Source organism: Colwellia sp. BRX8-4 (assembly GCF_014077345.1).
Lineage (GTDB): Bacteria > Pseudomonadota > Gammaproteobacteria > Enterobacterales > Alteromonadaceae > Colwellia_A.
This window is the reverse complement of sequence record NZ_JACGVS010000007.1, coordinates 115,000-130,025: the sequence shown is the minus strand read 5'-3', so window position 1 is coordinate 130,025 and position 15,026 is coordinate 115,000. Positions and strand designations below refer to the sequence as shown.

The 15,026-nt window shown below is 37.0% G+C and carries 14 protein-coding genes; 10 read left to right on the top strand and 4 right to left on the bottom strand.

Features of this window, described 5'->3' with window-relative positions:
* Nucleotides 1–162 precede the first annotated feature (162 nt).
* The gene (gene pgm, locus H4J56_RS08230) at nucleotides 163–1,818 is read right to left on the bottom strand and encodes a phosphoglucomutase (alpha-D-glucose-1,6-bisphosphate-dependent) (RefSeq protein WP_182243560.1); all 1,656 of its coding nucleotides are present in this window, start codon (nucleotides 1,816–1,818) and stop codon (nucleotides 163–165) included.
* 52 nt (nucleotides 1,819–1,870) lie between these two features.
* Nucleotides 1,871–2,458, bottom strand: coding sequence for a replication initiation negative regulator SeqA (gene seqA / locus H4J56_RS08225; RefSeq protein WP_182217716.1), 588 nt, complete (start codon nucleotides 2,456–2,458; stop codon nucleotides 1,871–1,873).
* Between the two features lie 159 nt (nucleotides 2,459–2,617).
* Here seqA and H4J56_RS08220 point away from each other — a divergent pair, with 159 nt between their 5' ends.
* The 4 genes from H4J56_RS08220 (at nucleotide 2,618) to fldA (ending at nucleotide 4,618) form a co-directional block, all read left to right on the top strand.
* Nucleotides 2,618–3,385, top strand: coding sequence for an alpha/beta fold hydrolase (locus H4J56_RS08220; protein WP_182217718.1), 768 nt, complete (start codon nucleotides 2,618–2,620; stop codon nucleotides 3,383–3,385).
* 168 nt (nucleotides 3,386–3,553) lie between these two features.
* Entirely contained in the window at nucleotides 3,554–3,775 is a 222-nt protein-coding gene (locus tag H4J56_RS08215) for a DUF2788 domain-containing protein (protein WP_070376277.1), read from the top strand.
* A 9-nt stretch (nucleotides 3,776–3,784) separates the two neighbouring features.
* Nucleotides 3,785–4,078 (top strand): LexA regulated protein, encoded by a 294-nt coding sequence (gene ybfE / locus H4J56_RS08210; RefSeq protein ID WP_070376276.1) that lies wholly within the window; start codon nucleotides 3,785–3,787, stop codon nucleotides 4,076–4,078.
* A 12-nt stretch (nucleotides 4,079–4,090) separates the two neighbouring features.
* Complete coding sequence (gene fldA, locus H4J56_RS08205) at nucleotides 4,091–4,618, top strand: flavodoxin FldA (RefSeq protein WP_070376275.1); 528 nt, start codon at nucleotides 4,091–4,093, stop codon at nucleotides 4,616–4,618.
* Between the two features lie 69 nt (nucleotides 4,619–4,687).
* Here the strand turns inward: fldA and H4J56_RS08200 are convergent, their stop codons facing one another.
* On the bottom strand, nucleotides 4,688–5,155 hold the full coding sequence (locus tag H4J56_RS08200) for a DUF4442 domain-containing protein (RefSeq protein WP_182230866.1): 468 nt from the start codon (nucleotides 5,153–5,155) through the stop codon (nucleotides 4,688–4,690).
* 187 nt (nucleotides 5,156–5,342) lie between these two features.
* On the opposite strand from H4J56_RS08200, the gene fur reads away from it, so the two are divergent.
* From fur to H4J56_RS08185, 3 genes are all read left to right on the top strand, one after another.
* Nucleotides 5,343–5,786: a ferric iron uptake transcriptional regulator gene (fur, locus tag H4J56_RS08195; RefSeq protein WP_070376273.1), complete on the top strand. Its 444-nt coding sequence runs from the start codon at nucleotides 5,343–5,345 to the stop codon at nucleotides 5,784–5,786.
* A 939-nt stretch (nucleotides 5,787–6,725) separates the two neighbouring features.
* The gene (locus H4J56_RS08190) at nucleotides 6,726–7,835 is read left to right on the top strand and encodes a hypothetical protein (protein ID WP_182259166.1); all 1,110 of its coding nucleotides are present in this window, start codon (nucleotides 6,726–6,728) and stop codon (nucleotides 7,833–7,835) included.
* A 1,490-nt stretch (nucleotides 7,836–9,325) separates the two neighbouring features.
* Entirely contained in the window at nucleotides 9,326–9,940 is a 615-nt protein-coding gene (locus tag H4J56_RS08185) for a response regulator transcription factor (protein ID WP_182251647.1), read from the top strand.
* 12 nt (nucleotides 9,941–9,952) lie between these two features.
* On the opposite strand, the gene H4J56_RS08180 is transcribed toward H4J56_RS08185, so the two are convergent.
* Entirely contained in the window at nucleotides 9,953–11,689 is a 1,737-nt protein-coding gene (locus H4J56_RS08180) for a HAMP domain-containing sensor histidine kinase (protein ID WP_182241852.1), read from the bottom strand.
* Nucleotides 11,690–11,990: 301 nt separating this feature from the next.
* On the opposite strand from H4J56_RS08180, the gene H4J56_RS08175 reads away from it, so the two are divergent.
* The 3 genes from H4J56_RS08175 to H4J56_RS08165 are packed head-to-tail and all read left to right on the top strand — an operon-like array spanning nucleotide 11,991 to nucleotide 15,015.
* Nucleotides 11,991–12,140, top strand: a complete 150-nt coding sequence (locus H4J56_RS08175) for a hypothetical protein (protein WP_182241851.1) — start codon at nucleotides 11,991–11,993, stop codon at nucleotides 12,138–12,140.
* Nucleotides 12,137–13,120, top strand: coding sequence for a peptidyl-prolyl cis-trans isomerase (locus H4J56_RS08170; RefSeq protein WP_182251646.1), 984 nt, complete (start codon nucleotides 12,137–12,139; stop codon nucleotides 13,118–13,120). Before H4J56_RS08175 ends, H4J56_RS08170 begins: the two co-directional genes overlap by 4 nt.
* Nucleotides 13,121–13,173: 53 nt before the next feature.
* Nucleotides 13,174–15,015: a hypothetical protein gene (locus H4J56_RS08165; RefSeq protein ID WP_182241849.1), complete on the top strand. Its 1,842-nt coding sequence runs from the start codon at nucleotides 13,174–13,176 to the stop codon at nucleotides 15,013–15,015.
* The last annotated feature ends 11 nt before the right edge of the window (nucleotides 15,016–15,026 follow it).

Here is a 15,026-nt window from a genome sequence, read left to right as displayed (position 1 = left end):
TAAAAGTTAAAGCGACGATAAAGAAAAGTGATGAGAAGTAGCGACGTTTGGCAGTGCTAGCATATAATATGGGTTAATGATTTAGGTCACTAACCCATATTATTATGTTATTTCAATTTATAGCAGGGTAAAAATTCTGATACCTTTATCTTAACTATCGACCTATAAACCGGCTTTAGTAAAAGCAGCACTTACCAGTACTTGGGCTTCGGTAATAATAAGGGCTAAGTGTTTTTGATCGATAAAACTCTCGGCATAAATTTTATAAATATCTTCGGTCCCTGAAGGACGAGCAGCAAACCAACCATTGTCAGTTGTAACTTTCACACCACCAATAGCGGCATTGTTGCCAGGTGCGTGTGATAAAACTTGGTTAATTTTTTCACCAGCGAGCATCGTAGTCGTAATGTCGTTAGCGCTTAATGAAGTTAGCACTTGTTTTTGTTCAAAACTTGCAACGGCTTCAACACGTCCATAACAAGGCTCACCTAATTTTTCAGCAAGCTCTTGGTATAGTTGATAGGGGTCTTTACCGGTAACAGCAAGAATTTCTGCTGCCAATAACGCCATAATAAAACCGTCTTTATCTGTTGTCCAGCAACTACCATCACGAGATAAAAAAGCAGCACCCGCACTCTCTTCACCACCAAATGCATATGAAGCATCACTGAGACCATCGACAAACCATTTAAAGCCCACCGGCACTTCTGATAAAGGACGGTCAATATAGTTAGCAACACGGTCTATAAGTGAACTAGACACTAGCGTTTTCCCAATTTTACTGGTTTTAGGCCAGTCACGATGAGTCATCAAATAATATATAGCAACGGCTAAGTAATGATTAGGGTTCATTAACCCGCCCGTGCGAGTGACGATACCGTGGCGATCAAAATCGGGATCATTGCCAACAGCAATATCAAACTTGTCTTTTAAAGCAATGAGTCCGGCCATGGCATAAGGAGATGAGCAATCCATGCGAATTTTGCCATCTTTATCAAGTGGCATAAAAGCAAAACTGGCATCAACAACAGGATTGACAACTTCAAGATTTAACTGATATTTCTTTGCGATAACGGGCCAGTAATGAATCCCTGAACCACCAAGTGGGTCAACACCAATTTTAACACCGGCTTTCGCAATAGCTTTCATGTCAACCACTTGTTCAAGTTCGTTAACATAAAAAGTAATAAAGTCTTGTTTTGATAATAAAGCGGACGAACAAGCTTGCTGGTAGCTAACTTGTTTGACATTGATGAGCTTTTCGGCAATTAAGTCATTGGCTCGTTGTTCAATTTTTTTAGTCACACCACCTTCAGCTGGCCCGCCATGAGCTGGATTATATTTAATGCCGCCATCTGTTGGTGGATTGTGAGAAGGGGTAATAATTAAACCATCGGCTTGCTTATCTTTATTTATCGATAATTTATTGTGAGCAATAATGAGCCTAGAAATAACCGGGGTTGGTGTAAAACCATCATCGTCTTGAATAACGACCGGGATGTTATTAGCAATTAACACCGACAGCGCATTAGCAAAAGCGGGCTCTGAAAGGGCATGGGTATCTTTACCTAAAAACAATGGCCCTTTCAATCCTTGTTCAATGCGATGTTCGGCAACTGCCTGGCAAATAGCCAGAATATGTTGCTCATTAAAGCTGGTTTTACTGGCATTACCGCGATGACCTGAGGTACCAAAAGTTACCCTTTGCGCGGTAATAGCAACGTCTGGCCTTAATAAAAAATAATCACTGACTAATTTACCAATATTGATACGGTCTTGTGGTCTAACTGGTTTTCCTGCGTGTGCATGAATAGTCATGATATTCCCTTTATTTTTTATTTAAATATTATCGTCGACAACTTTATACGGCTTATAAAAGATCTCTAATATTTTCGGCATCTTCGTTAGTGTAACCTAACATTAGCGATGCTTTCGTTAACATCATTTTTTTACGGGTAGTGTTCGAGTTTGTCATTACCCAAAATGGACTATCAGGTATTTGTAATGGTTTAGTACTGCTACCACTGGCGGAAAGCTCATCTTTGCTTTTGGCAAAATATAGACGGTCTCGCCCGCGGATCTCAGAGACAACAGCAAAACTTTCACTGTGCACGCGATATAAAGCGGCAAGAATAAGTAAAAATCGACCAACTGCACCACGTTGCATGGCTAACTCTTCTTTATTGATATAATTGAGTACATTATCAATACTAGGTGGTTCTGCCATTACTTCTTCAACTATCACGGCTTCCATTTCGATATTTTCTTCAACGCCAGGCACTAAGTTGTCAGTGGTGACTTCAACATCTTGAACACTTTCGACAAGATCATCAAGCGCATCTTCAGCTAACGTTAAACTCAGTAAGCGACGCAAGATTGACGAAGCACTTTCGCCAATAAATTGGGTATTCGACACTATGTGTTGATAAAGTTCTTCATCTATTTCAATGTTTTTCATTAATTACCCTAGAATTTTATTATTCGCGCAGGATTATACTTAGCTTAAGGAAAACTTTCCAGCGCCAATATCTCGATAAAGCCTCAAAATAATTGCATGGTGCAATAAAAGCTAAGACAATAAAGGTTAAAGCAAGTATATACATTCGATGAGCTATCAATGACTAAGAATTTACATTACCAACAACAAGGCTCCGGCGCCGATATTATTTTAATACATGGCTTATTCGGTAGTTTAGAAAATCTCAATATGGTGGCAAAAGGTTTAAAAGATAATTACCGAGTAACTAATATCGATGTGAGAAATCACGGTTTATCTTTTCACAAAAACTCAATGAGCTATCAAGAATTAGCCCAAGACGTTGTCGATCTAATGGCAATAATTAATATTGAACGTGCCCATATCCTTGGACATTCGATGGGCGGTAAAATAGCCATGCAGCTTGCACTAGACCATAGTGAAAAAGTGGATAAGCTTATTGTTGCTGATATCGCGCCTGTTGCCTATCCACCTCACCACAATCTAATTATTGAAGGTTTACAAAGTATTAAGCTTGAAGACATTAATAATAGAAAAGATGCAGACAAGCAATTGTCTGCATTCGTTGATGACATAGGCGTTAGGCAGTTTTTATTGCGTAATTTAGTGGCCAAAGATGGAAAATTCAATTTCAAATGCAATTTAGATAATATTCAGCAATGTTATCGACAAATAATGGCGGCAAATGAAGGTAAACAAGATTTTAAAGGTGAAACCCTTTTTATCAAAGGTGGTAACTCTGATTATATAACCGCAGCGCATCGTGATATTATCCAAGCATTATTTCCAAATAGTCGAGCCAAAATCATACAAGGCACAGGGCATTGGTTACATGCAGAGAAAACGACAGTATTTAACAAAATTGTTAATGACTATTTAAGCCTTTAATATCGACTTATAAACGCTTTAAAACGAATGAATCAAATAACCTTTTTAGGTTTGCTACAATTAATTGATTGAAAAAATAGCGTCAAATTGCCTTGTCATTTGTGGTAAAAATTATGTGTTTAAGCGTTAGATTATGCTATAGTGCGCCTGAAATTTTTAGGGTGAATTATGTTAGCTGAAAACTTAGAACTTATTGAAACTATTGGTTTGAATTTATTTTTTGCTTTTATCTTTATTTTCATTGGCTTATCGGTCCATGATGTAATGACAAAAAATGATGTTCCCAAAATGGGCCGTATGGTCGTTTATTTGGTTCTATTTTTAGGTTGTGCTGGCTTTATTGCCAAAGGCATTATTCAACTGGTTTGGGAAAGCCAAGGGGTTGGGTAAGAGTTAACAATGGCAAAAGAAGCAAGTGATTTAACCACTATTGATTTGTTTAGTGATGAAAAGCGTCCCGGGCGCCCAAAAACAAATCCTCATTCGCGTAGCGTGCAAGTAAAAATAAACAAGCGCAATCAAGTTAAACGCGATAAAAACAATGGCTTAAAACGAGTTGAGTTTAAAATACATCAAGACTTGTTTGAGCAACTCGACGACTTAGCTAAAGTTAAAGGTGTTAGTCGCGGAGAACTTATTGAGTCGATATTGAAAAATTCAATGACGGCACCAGCATTAAATATTAGTAAATAAGGGTTTTATACCATGGCAATTGTAGGTTTATTTTTCGGTAGTGATACAGGCAATACTGAAGCTGTCAGCAAAACTATTCAAAAAAAGTTAGGCAAAAAATTAGTTGAAGTAAAAGACATCGCAAAAAGTACAAAAGAAGAAATAGCTGAATTTGATTTAATCATTTTAGGTATTCCAACTTGGTATTATGGCGAAAATCAATGTGATTGGGACGACTTCTTACCTGAGCTTGAAGAAGTAGACTTTACCGATAAGTTAGTCGCTATTTTTGGTTTAGGTGATCAAGAGGATTATTCTGAATACTTCTGTGACGCAATGGAACCTTTAAAAGATATTGCCGAGTCAAGAGGCGCAATTATTGTTGGTAACTGGTCAACTGAAGGTTACGAATTTGAAGCATCTAAAGCCTTAGTTGATGAAAAAACGTTTATTGGTTTATGTATTGATGAAGACCGTCAGCCAGAATTAACTGAAGCGAGAATTGACAAGTGGGTTACTCAAATATTTGAAGAAATGTGTTTAGCAGAACTTGCAGACTAATTTATTTCTTATAAGCCACTAATAATAAGCCTGTATCGACAGGCTTTTTTTTGTCTTACTTTTACCTAATTAGGTCAATAAAGTCGGTTTATTCTTCTGACGTATATATAAACGCCTATTTAGTTTAGCAACTAACTCACCATCAATATTTTTGACATAAACATTGACCGTGGGTTGATATTTTTCACCATGACGGGTTTTTTCAATAATCTCATTAATAAAATCATCACTGACGTAAAAATCAGCTGTTACTTCGCCTTTCCCTGGTCTGATAAAGTCAATGTCAGCTGATTTATCCCAGACATAATATTGATTATCTAAACGCGCTAAAATCATTAACACATAAAAAGGGTCGGTCATCGAGAATAGTGAACCTCCAAAATGTGTGCCTAAAGCATTTTTATTCCATGCTCGCATTTTTAAACGCACCTTGGCTTGTCTAAAATCACTAGAAAGTTCTGTAACTTTGATACCCGTAAATAAAAATGGCGGCCAAATATTTAGCAGTAATTTTAATAACCACGCTTTTTTTAACATCTAAATCTCCTTTGATCCTATAATCACTAGCTCACACAACTCATCGTACCAGTAAAGCTATTGGTGTTTATACAAATTTCGAAAATCAAAGCCAATGAATTTACTATTCATTTCAACTAAGGCTTCCCTCAAGCAGAAGAACCCCCTATAATTTTGTTTAAATTACCGAATTAGAGAATTAAAGTTAATGGCAGACCAAAATGAAGAGCTAAAAAGAGCTGGATTAAAAATCACCCTGCCGCGAATCAAAATTCTCACTATTTTGCAAAATCCGAATAATCAGCATATTAGTGCGGAAGATGTTTACAAAATATTATTAGTGCAGAATGAAGAGATTGGCTTGGCTACCGTTTACCGGGTACTTAATCAATTTGACGATGCGGGCATTGTTAGTCGTCATCATTTTGAAGGCGGTAAATCAGTTTTCGAATTAAGTCATAAAAAGCATCACGACCACCTTGTTTGCTTAAAATGTGGCAAAGTAGTTGAGTTTGAAGATAACGTCATTGAACAACGCCAAGAAGATATTGCTAAATCACATAAAATAAAGCTAACAAACCATAGTTTATATTTATATGGTGAGTGTGAAGATGAAGAAGCTTGTGATTCATACCGAACATCTAATAGCTAAGTTGTAGTATGAATTTCGCTTAATAAAACCTGCTTTTAGCAGGTTTTTTCTTTACTGAACAACAATATAATTTCTACAAGTATTAAGATAAATTAGGTGTGTAAATAATCTTTTTCTGGACAAAGAAAAAGCGACATAAAAGTCGCTTTTTCGTTGCTAAATATAATGCTGCAAATCCATTTGCTAATTTTTAAATTTCCTAAATCATACGGAAATTATTTTTGGGTAATATCACTTTACTCAAACTTTATTACTATCCTTAATTAACATCCATTTCAGTACTAACTGTTCATTTAATTCCTTTAAATGACTCCGTATAAGCAGAGGTATTATCTCTGTGTTAAGTATCCCTTCTCAGCTAGTTTCATCCATAAATTTTTATTCATTATAAGCGTAGTAAATTAAGTTAACTTCAGCACTTGTTGTTGCATCCATTCATGTAAATCCATTTACCTTCCATTCCGTTGGAAATGTTAGTGTCCTTGCGGGTAAATCCTTTATCAACTGAATATTAACTTATACCACTTTCCATTTCGTACTTCCTATACGTGTTCAACAAATAGTATTTATCCCTTAAACTTATTTGTAGTGTTATCCATAACTTGTGTCGTCCTGACAAGATAAATATTAGCATTCATGTGTTTTGTCGCTAGCAAGGTAAACGAAATAAAATTAACGTTATTTTGTCTTTTTATCGAACAATTCAAATTTATTACTATTAAACATATAGTTACAAAGTGTTTCTTTTTACACTTACAAATTATTGTATGATCACTGACGTCATTGTGCGAAATGGCTTACACCATAGGTGTGACTTTGTCGGAAGGTATCAAGATGATAAGTGATGGAATATGAAAATATCACTGAAAGTTAAAAGAAAATTGGTTACTCTTGCCAAAGTTTTCAGATCAAACAATATTTTTAGGAGTTTATGTGCTTTTGTTGAAGTCACTATTTTGTTTAACCGGTTCAGATAATCGTCGTCGATTCATCGCTATTCATATAAGTTGTTACTTGTTGTTTACCCTTACTAGCGCCATTTTTTCTTTTAACAACTTATTATCTTTTATGGCATTGTCTATTTTTGCAGGTATTTTTACTCTTTCAACAAAGCGTCGTCTAAATGATGCCAACCTCAAGATAAGCTGGTTGCTGCCACCTACAGCCAGCTTTTTACTTGCTGGGTTAATTATCATCATCAGTGATAACACCATAAGCTACTGGTTACTTTTACTCCCTTTAGCTATTTCTACCTTCTTAATGACCTACAAAAGCCAAAAAATTAATCATATTCTTGGTTACGCTGGTCATGTCGATTTAACGGGCTATATAAAAAAAGGAAGTTCTCAACCTCAAAAACGTATAGAACCGACATTTAATCAGCACGAAGTAAAAGATTCATTGGCAAGCTCCTATCAAGATACCCCTGATACGTTGGCTCAACATGATAACAAAGCTAAAGACTCGCCTGTTTCCCCTACTAATGATATTGGTGAAGCGATCAGGCTGAAGCTACTTAACAATAAACAGAAGGTATTAGCGTTAACAGTACTAATATTAATCATCATAATGGCAATAATTCTGCCATCGAGTATTACCTCAGTTGATGATGACGTTATAGCAGCAAACACTAATGAAAAAACAGCCATAGAACAATCAAAATTATCCCTGAGACACGAAGTTACACTGCCTGATAACTTTTCTTTATTGGCATCATCTTTTGATGGTATTACTATAAAATGGCAGGGTGACAAATCTATTAGTGGTTTTTTATGGCAACAAATGACCGCACAAGGTGATAAAAGCTGTCAGGTTATCTCTTATGATAGTGGTGAAGTGATTAGAACATTGGACGTTAATCAAGAAAATAATGGTGACTATTTAGCGCGGTTTTCACCACTAGATACTAAAGTGATAATCAAGAATATTGCCATTAGAAGCAGCTTTACCTTATGTGGTTATACCTTTTCTCTAAACGGTAGCCAAGCCATTTTAGGTAAGCACCCATATTATTCAACATTCCTTGAGAATAAAATTACTATATTTTAAGCAAAAAAATACGGCTCTAAGAGCCGTATTTCCTGAACTAGCTTATATGCATCCTGCATATTATATGTGTCCCGCTTCATCCATAAAGAACTGTCCGTAGTGTTTCCTAATAATCCTTTGCTTTCCATTCATCTTCCGTGATTGCAACTCGTCCTGAGTCACATCAATAGTGATATTTCATCCTTGGGCTTATTCCGTCAGCCGTTATTCCTTTAACCTAAATCCATTTAGTTCATTCGATGACTCCTGTCATCTGGCTTGTTCCTCTAGCCGTTATTCCTTTAACCTAAATCCGTTTAATTCCTTCGATGACTCCTGTCATCGGGCCTATTCCTTCAAGCGTCCTTTTAAGAGTACTCTACTCTATCGGTCTTCCTGACCTGCATCTTCCTGATGTGGTTAATATTACGTTAATTAAGATTTATTCGTACCCATAATAATACTTTATATTTAACGATATAAAAATGTAACAAGCATGTAAATATACAAAAACCAACATAATCAACAACTAAAGAATATAACACGTCTTTTTTTTTACATCTACTTACTCAATATCTTACATTAACGTAAGATATGTCTTACAAATATTTAATCAAAAATGCAATAGTCTGCAATAAATTGCGTGGTTCGTCACAAATAATGAAAAATGACTCACACGATGAGGAAATTTAACATTTAAGTTACACCGGAGAAAATTTTGTAACCCGTCAACGATCCAATAAGGTCAGCAAAGATACGAAACCGGACGTTAGCCTTGGCTTATCTAGCGACATTTTAATCGATGAAAATCAGCCCTGCGTTAGATAATAGAATTGTTCTAAATTTCATCAGGAATCTATAAAGTCAAAAATTCTAATTTGATTAGAAAATACCAAAGCGGATATTAGATTAATATAATTTTAGGTATTAAATTCTATGGCGCTTCGGGGCACAAAGCGATTTAGGTTATTAACTCTAGTTTAACTGTATTGCAGTGATGTTTATTGTGGTTTTGATTAGGCTAGAAAAATCGCCTGAATTCATTGTAATTCCATGATGATACTCAGCTTTAGTGGTATAAGTTTAAGTTTGTTCGTAGGGGGGAATACCACCAATTCCAATAATAGGTCGCTCATGGTTATAAACCTAACTATCAACTACCTTGAATACAGAAAATGTTTGAACAAGCACTGTTTACTAATTGTTATGTGAATGACCACAGACTTTAGGAGTAAATTTAGGCTCAATTTTTTGCTTGAGGCTCTTTTAACCCAATATCAATTTTGATTATTTAAAACTTTACGTTTCTGGTGCACGTTAAGATACTATTATAAGGTATTAATATTAATCTTATAGTAGTTTACTATAAGATTGCTAAATCTATTTATTCTTTACAATAACTGTTGGTCCAAACTAAGATAGTTACTAACATTATCAATGTTCACATAATCTCTATCCACCTGGTCTGTAGTGGTCGTAAAGAGCTTTCTAGTCAATTTAAGGAATACTAAATGAAGATTCTTGTCGTCGACGACCATGCGCTATTTCGTGAAGGGTTAGTATACGTGCTTAATGGGCTTGAAAATGACCTAACTATTTTAGAAGCGAGTAATTATGATGAAGCGATTATATATTTAAACAGTCATCCGGATCTTGATATGGTTTTGTTGGATCTCTCCATGCCGGATAAAGACGGTTTTGTCCTTTTAAGCTATTGTAGAAAAAATTTCCCACTTGTTTCAGCAGTCGTTTTATCAGCATCGAAACAACAAAGTGACTTAAACCGAGCACTTGATGGTGGCGCTTTAGGTTTTATTCCAAAAGACACAACCAGTAAAGTGATGTTAAATGCACTTCGTTTGATTATTTCAGGTGAAATATACATTCCATCATCGATGACTTTACGAAAAAATAATAATCAGAATACACAGGAAACACTCACTCCTCGACAGCAAGAAGTTGTCAATATGATGATGAAAGGACATTCTAATAAGAAAATAGCGTTAGAAATTGGTATTGCTGAAGCAACGATTAAAATGCATGCCACGTCTATTTTTAAACGTCTTGGCGTAAGTAATAGAACAGAAGCTGCACTTATGATACAAAAACTAGAGCTGTTTAAATAACGCGCGTTTTGGTTATTTTATACTACTTAAAAATGATCTAAGTTTCATCGCTGGAACGGGTTTAAATAACACTAGTAACCCACTGTCTTTTATTTCTATTAATCGTTCTTGCATCATATCACCTGTGATTAATAGCGCAGGGATATCCTTGCCATATTTCTCGTGAAGCGCTTTAATAGCATCAATGCCTGTTCTATTTTCTTTTAACCGGTAATCAGAAATAATAACGTCTGGACTTTGATTGTTTTCTTGAAGTTGGTGTATCGCAACAGTAGTATCGACCGCAGCTATTACCTGATATCCCCAAAGTTCTAGCATACATGTGAGCCCTTCACGGATGCTCTCTTCATCATCAATAACTAGTACGAGTTTATTTGTCGGTTGAATTTGTTCGCATATATTGCTTACTTCGGAATTTGCTTTACTCATCATTACTGCTTGCGTAACAACAATTGAAAAAATTGAACCTTTTCCTATTTCGGAGGTTACTGAAATTTCATGATTAAGTAAGTCGGCAGTTCTTTTAATGATAGATAAACCGAGCCCTAAGCCTTTTTGCCGATCCCTTTCAGGATTACTCACCTGATAAAATTCTTCATAAATTTCTTCAAGTGTCTCTTCAGTCATTCCTATACCTGTGTCTGAGATTCGAATGTAAACTTTCCCGTTACGCGCTTCGCAAATAACTTCCACGCAACCTTCACAGGTATATTTAATGGCATTAGACAAATAATTTCTAAGAATACGTTCAAGTAAATCAGGCTCACTGTGAACGGCTGGATATTCAGTGGGCCATATAAACTCTATATTGTTTTCTTGCGCCTCTCTGGAAAATTCCTTAGTTAACTTGTCAAAGATATCACTCAATGCAAAGTCTTGTTTATTTACTATAACCACACCAGCATCAAGTTGAGATATATCAAGTAACTTGTCAAAAAGATTGGTAAGGGCCGTTACTGATGAATTAATTTGTTCAACAACGCGTTTAACTTTTGGGAACTTGATTGTTTCATCTAGTACCGAGGTAAATAATCCTAATGCATAGAGTGGTTGACGAAGATCATGACTGGCTGCAGCAAGAAACTTAGATTTAGCTTTATTAGCTCGCTCTGCTTCTTCTTTTTGTTCTTTGAGTTGTTCAATAAGAAAGAGGTTTTCAAATCTTAGTGCTAATGTTGCCTTGAAATGTTTATTAATTTTTATGTTAAATAGCGTTAGCACTAAGAAGTATGTAACAGAAATAATGCCCAGGGTATTATGAAATTTATCACCAATGATGAAAAATTGAAGGGTTATTGGCAGTAACGTAGCAGGAATATAAGCAAAGTAGCACGGCAAATAAATACTAAATGTGAAGGCAGAACCTCCTGCCATAACCATTAAACCTCCCAAAAGAAAAATTTGGTATATTTGATTGTCTGCAGGTAAATAAAGAAGGCTAAGCGTCGCCCAAAGTACTCCAGCTAACCCGCTACCTATAATGAGAGATAATGCTAAAGGCCTTAAGTCTTTTGAATCAAATTTATCTTTATAGTTGAAGTACAAGCCAGCTCTAACAGCCACCATAACAAACATTAGCCCTAAACAAATTTTAAGTGAAGTCTGCGAAACGACATCTGAAAAACCATAAGACAGTGCCAAAACAACGACAAAATTAGTAAACAAAATTAAAGGAATAGAACTGTGCATTATTTTAATTTGTTCAGCGTGAATTTTATCTTGAATGTGTTCGTCTTTAACTAATTGCAAAATATTCCCTTTGAGTGTTCTAGGTACCGCGAGTAAATGGTGAATATATTAGTATGTTTATCATGCAGTATTTCAATTGATTCGTCCATCTTACTTCCTAAATTCCAATAAAGTGTAAATATCATGATTTTCAGTTAGATAGGATGTAACTACAGACTTTAGTCTGTGGTAGGTAGACCTATGGGGACTTATACGCTGGTAAGGGCAAGCGTATTATAGGTGCATAAGGCCAATGTGTGCTCGGATAAATAACATAGATTTTTCGCTATAAAGCATCAATCGAATATAACGGACTATTACCATGAAAACTTCAGAAATATCTTCTCCTCCAACGATAAGTTTTCCTTATAAGCCTGACTTCAGTTCAACTAAGTTATGGATGGCCACTTGTGTACTGCTTTCTTCAATGGTTATTAACATTCGAGTGAATGTCTCTTGGGGCAATGTATGAAAGTGCTAGTGATATTGGCATTTTGCTTAGTTGCTCTACTGGCATATTTTTTTCAAGAGCAGCTTGTAGAAAAAGAAATTCTAGTTCTAGATAAAACGCTAGTAGCAAGCATTTCAAATAGAAATATTTCTGTAGTAGATCTCATTGAGCGTCTCAAGTCACGTAGTGGTGGTATACGACAACAGATGGCCAGCGAGCAACAAAAACAACTCGTACTCAATGAAATGATTGCTCGTGAAGTACAAGTAATTGCAGCAATGCGCGCTGGTTATAATACTGACCCTAAAATTATAGCCGCCTTTGAGAACCTTATGGTGGCAAAGCTTAGAAACAATCAACTCGACCAGCTTCTTAATGAAGTCAATGTAACTGACGATGAAATTTCCGCTTATTATCAAGACAACATCGTAAGATACACTACACCTGCAATGACACGTTTTGCCATGATCCAGTTGGCACTATCCCCACAAGCATCGGCAGAAAAATACGCATCGGTAAAAACCACAGCTGAACAGGTGTATAGCTTAGCGAAAACCTTACCTGATTCGATAAATGGTTTTGGCTCTCTAGCGGCGAAATATTCTGATCATCAAGCCTCACGCTACAGTGGTGGTGATGTGGGTTGGTTAACTTCGGGCAAACAAGGGCAATTTGATATTGTTATTGCTACAGCACTCACACAACTCACCCATAAAGCTAAGTTATCGCCATTAGTACAAGGCATTGATGGCTTTTATTTATTAAAACTTATCGATATAAAGCCTGAACATCAAAAATCGCTAGCGCAGGTATCTGGCAATATTAATAACTTAATAGCAAAGAAAAAACGCAAACAGGTTGAATCTGATTGGTTGCTTTCACTGCAAGAGTTGGCAGCACCGCTAGTTATTAATCAACAAGCAATGCAAAGAATTGATCTTTCTAATGCAGCACAGGTACCTAAAAACATGCAAGCATCACCTTTATTACCACAAGGCTAACTGATGCTATATCCAACAATAATAATCCAGACCTTCTTACTCGGAGTCGAATAATGATTAAGTCAATATCACCTTTTGCCAGTATTAGCGTGTCGTTTGCAATATTCTTAAGCAGTATACTTTTCAGTGGCTCATCAATGGCAACTGTCAGCTGTGTAGAAGGCGGGCAATGTACCCAAACCATTGAGCTCGTGCCAGGATGGAATGCTATATATGTACAGGTAGAGCCTGAAGATGGTGGAACTCAGGCGGTATTTGCAGATTTTGTTGATGAAACCGGCCCACAAATAAACAGCGTGTGGACTTGGCTTGAGCAGCGATCAAAAATCGATTTTATTCAAGACCCTGATCCGGAAAATCTATTAAGTGCGGCTGGTTGGTTACGTTATTTTCCGCCGCAAGCACAACAGTCTTTTTTAACTAACCTGTTTGCTATTTCGTCTAACCGTTCTTACTTGGTTAATCTGGCCGGTAGTGCTAACGCGTCCTTGACCATTAGTGGTAAACCCGTAGTGCCGAAAGCAAATTGGGTGGCAGGGTCATTTAATTTAACGGGTTTTCATATTGACCCTACTAACCCGCCTATTTTCTCCGATTTTTTAGCTAACTCATCCGCACATAATGGCCAGCCTATTTACCGTTTAAATAACAACAGCTGGCAGTTGGTTGACCCTTTAACTACACCGATTGAACCTGATGTAGCGTACTGGATTTTCAGTCAAAGCGGCAGTGATTTTACCGGCCCCATGCATATTGATTTACCGCAGCTAAACCGGCTTGAATACGGCTCTACACTAGCGCGCTTAAAACCAATTTTACATAATCGACAGAACGCTGAGCAAGATGTTAAGTTGCACCTTATTGGCGACGCGCTTGGCTTGCGTTACTCCAACGATAACCCAATTGCAGCAGAGCGATGGTTGGCCTTGCCAGCAAGTCTCAGTAAAACCCTTCCTGCCAGTGGCGAACTGCGTTTTCCTTTGGGCGTACGACGCGCCGATTTTACCACTGAAAACTTTAGTCAAACCCTTGAAGTTATTGGTGGTGCGGGTAGTCGTTGGTTAATACCTGTAAGCGCTTCTGCCCCCAAACTCAATTCTTTGTGGATAGGCACAGTAACGATAAACCAAGTTTCGCAGGTGCAGAATTACAAGCACGATTGCGATATTGCTGCCTATCAAGAAATATCCTCTGTGTTAGTAGACGGTGTACCCGTTACCACTACTACAAATATACCGGCCCAAACTTATGCTTTGTGTGTCGATGATAATCGACTACCCATAACAAAAGATGCCGGCAACGTATTAACGCCGGTTGCCGCTGAATTTTCGTTTCGCATTATTATGCATCGCGACGGCACACAAGTGCGCTTACTTAAAGATGTGATTCAAATGCGTAAAAAAAATCTTGATGGCACTGTGGGTGATTACGTTTTACTTACCGATGACTCACTCATAGCCGACTATACCGGCATAGTTTTACGAGATGGCGAAGCCGTTGGTAAACGTGTTAGCACCATGGCCTATGATTTTGGTTTGGATGATTCAGGCACAGAAATCACCAGTATGGGCATGGAAGGGGGCGGCTCGTTAGATACCCATGTAACTTTTCAGCTGAATTTAGCTGCCACAGCGCCAACAAACCCTTTTGGTCATATTTATCATGCTCAGCATGGTAAAAAAACCATAGATGGCCAAGTGGTATCAAGAGCTTATGCCGTGAACCGAAAAATGGAATTTACATTTGAGACTATCGAAAATGGACTCGGTGCAGGCTATGACGCTAAAGGTGGAACTTATAGAGAAGTGGTTGATGGGTTACACAAATTACCCATTATTGCTGCAGGCACCTTTACGCTGCGACACGCCGCTCAAATTGATAAATTGAACCAATAAGGCATCAACCA

Excerpts from the sequence above, each read along its gene's own strand:
- H4J56_RS08200 (WP_182230866.1), bottom strand. The coding sequence starts at position 5,155 with ATGTTAAAAAAAGCGTGGTTATTAAAATTACTGCTAAATATTTGGCCG.
- H4J56_RS08185 (WP_182251647.1), top strand. The coding sequence starts at position 9,326 with ATGAAGATTCTTGTCGTCGACGACCATGCGCTATTTCGTGAAGGGTTA.
- H4J56_RS08170 (WP_182251646.1), top strand. The coding sequence starts at position 12,137 with ATGAAAGTGCTAGTGATATTGGCATTTTGCTTAGTTGCTCTACTGGCA.
- fldA (WP_070376275.1), top strand. The coding sequence starts at position 4,091 with ATGGCAATTGTAGGTTTATTTTTCGGTAGTGATACAGGCAATACTGAA.
- pgm (WP_182243560.1), bottom strand. The coding sequence starts at position 1,818 with ATGACTATTCATGCACACGCAGGAAAACCAGTTAGACCACAAGACCGT.
- H4J56_RS08220 (WP_182217718.1), top strand. The coding sequence starts at position 2,618 with ATGACTAAGAATTTACATTACCAACAACAAGGCTCCGGCGCCGATATT.
- fur (WP_070376273.1), top strand. The coding sequence starts at position 5,343 with ATGGCAGACCAAAATGAAGAGCTAAAAAGAGCTGGATTAAAAATCACC.
- ybfE (WP_070376276.1), top strand. The coding sequence starts at position 3,785 with ATGGCAAAAGAAGCAAGTGATTTAACCACTATTGATTTGTTTAGTGAT.
- H4J56_RS08165 (WP_182241849.1), top strand. The coding sequence starts at position 13,174 with ATGATTAAGTCAATATCACCTTTTGCCAGTATTAGCGTGTCGTTTGCA.
- H4J56_RS08215 (WP_070376277.1), top strand. The coding sequence starts at position 3,554 with ATGTTAGCTGAAAACTTAGAACTTATTGAAACTATTGGTTTGAATTTA.
- seqA (WP_182217716.1), bottom strand. The coding sequence starts at position 2,458 with ATGAAAAACATTGAAATAGATGAAGAACTTTATCAACACATAGTGTCG.
- H4J56_RS08175 (WP_182241851.1), top strand. The coding sequence starts at position 11,991 with ATGAAAACTTCAGAAATATCTTCTCCTCCAACGATAAGTTTTCCTTAT.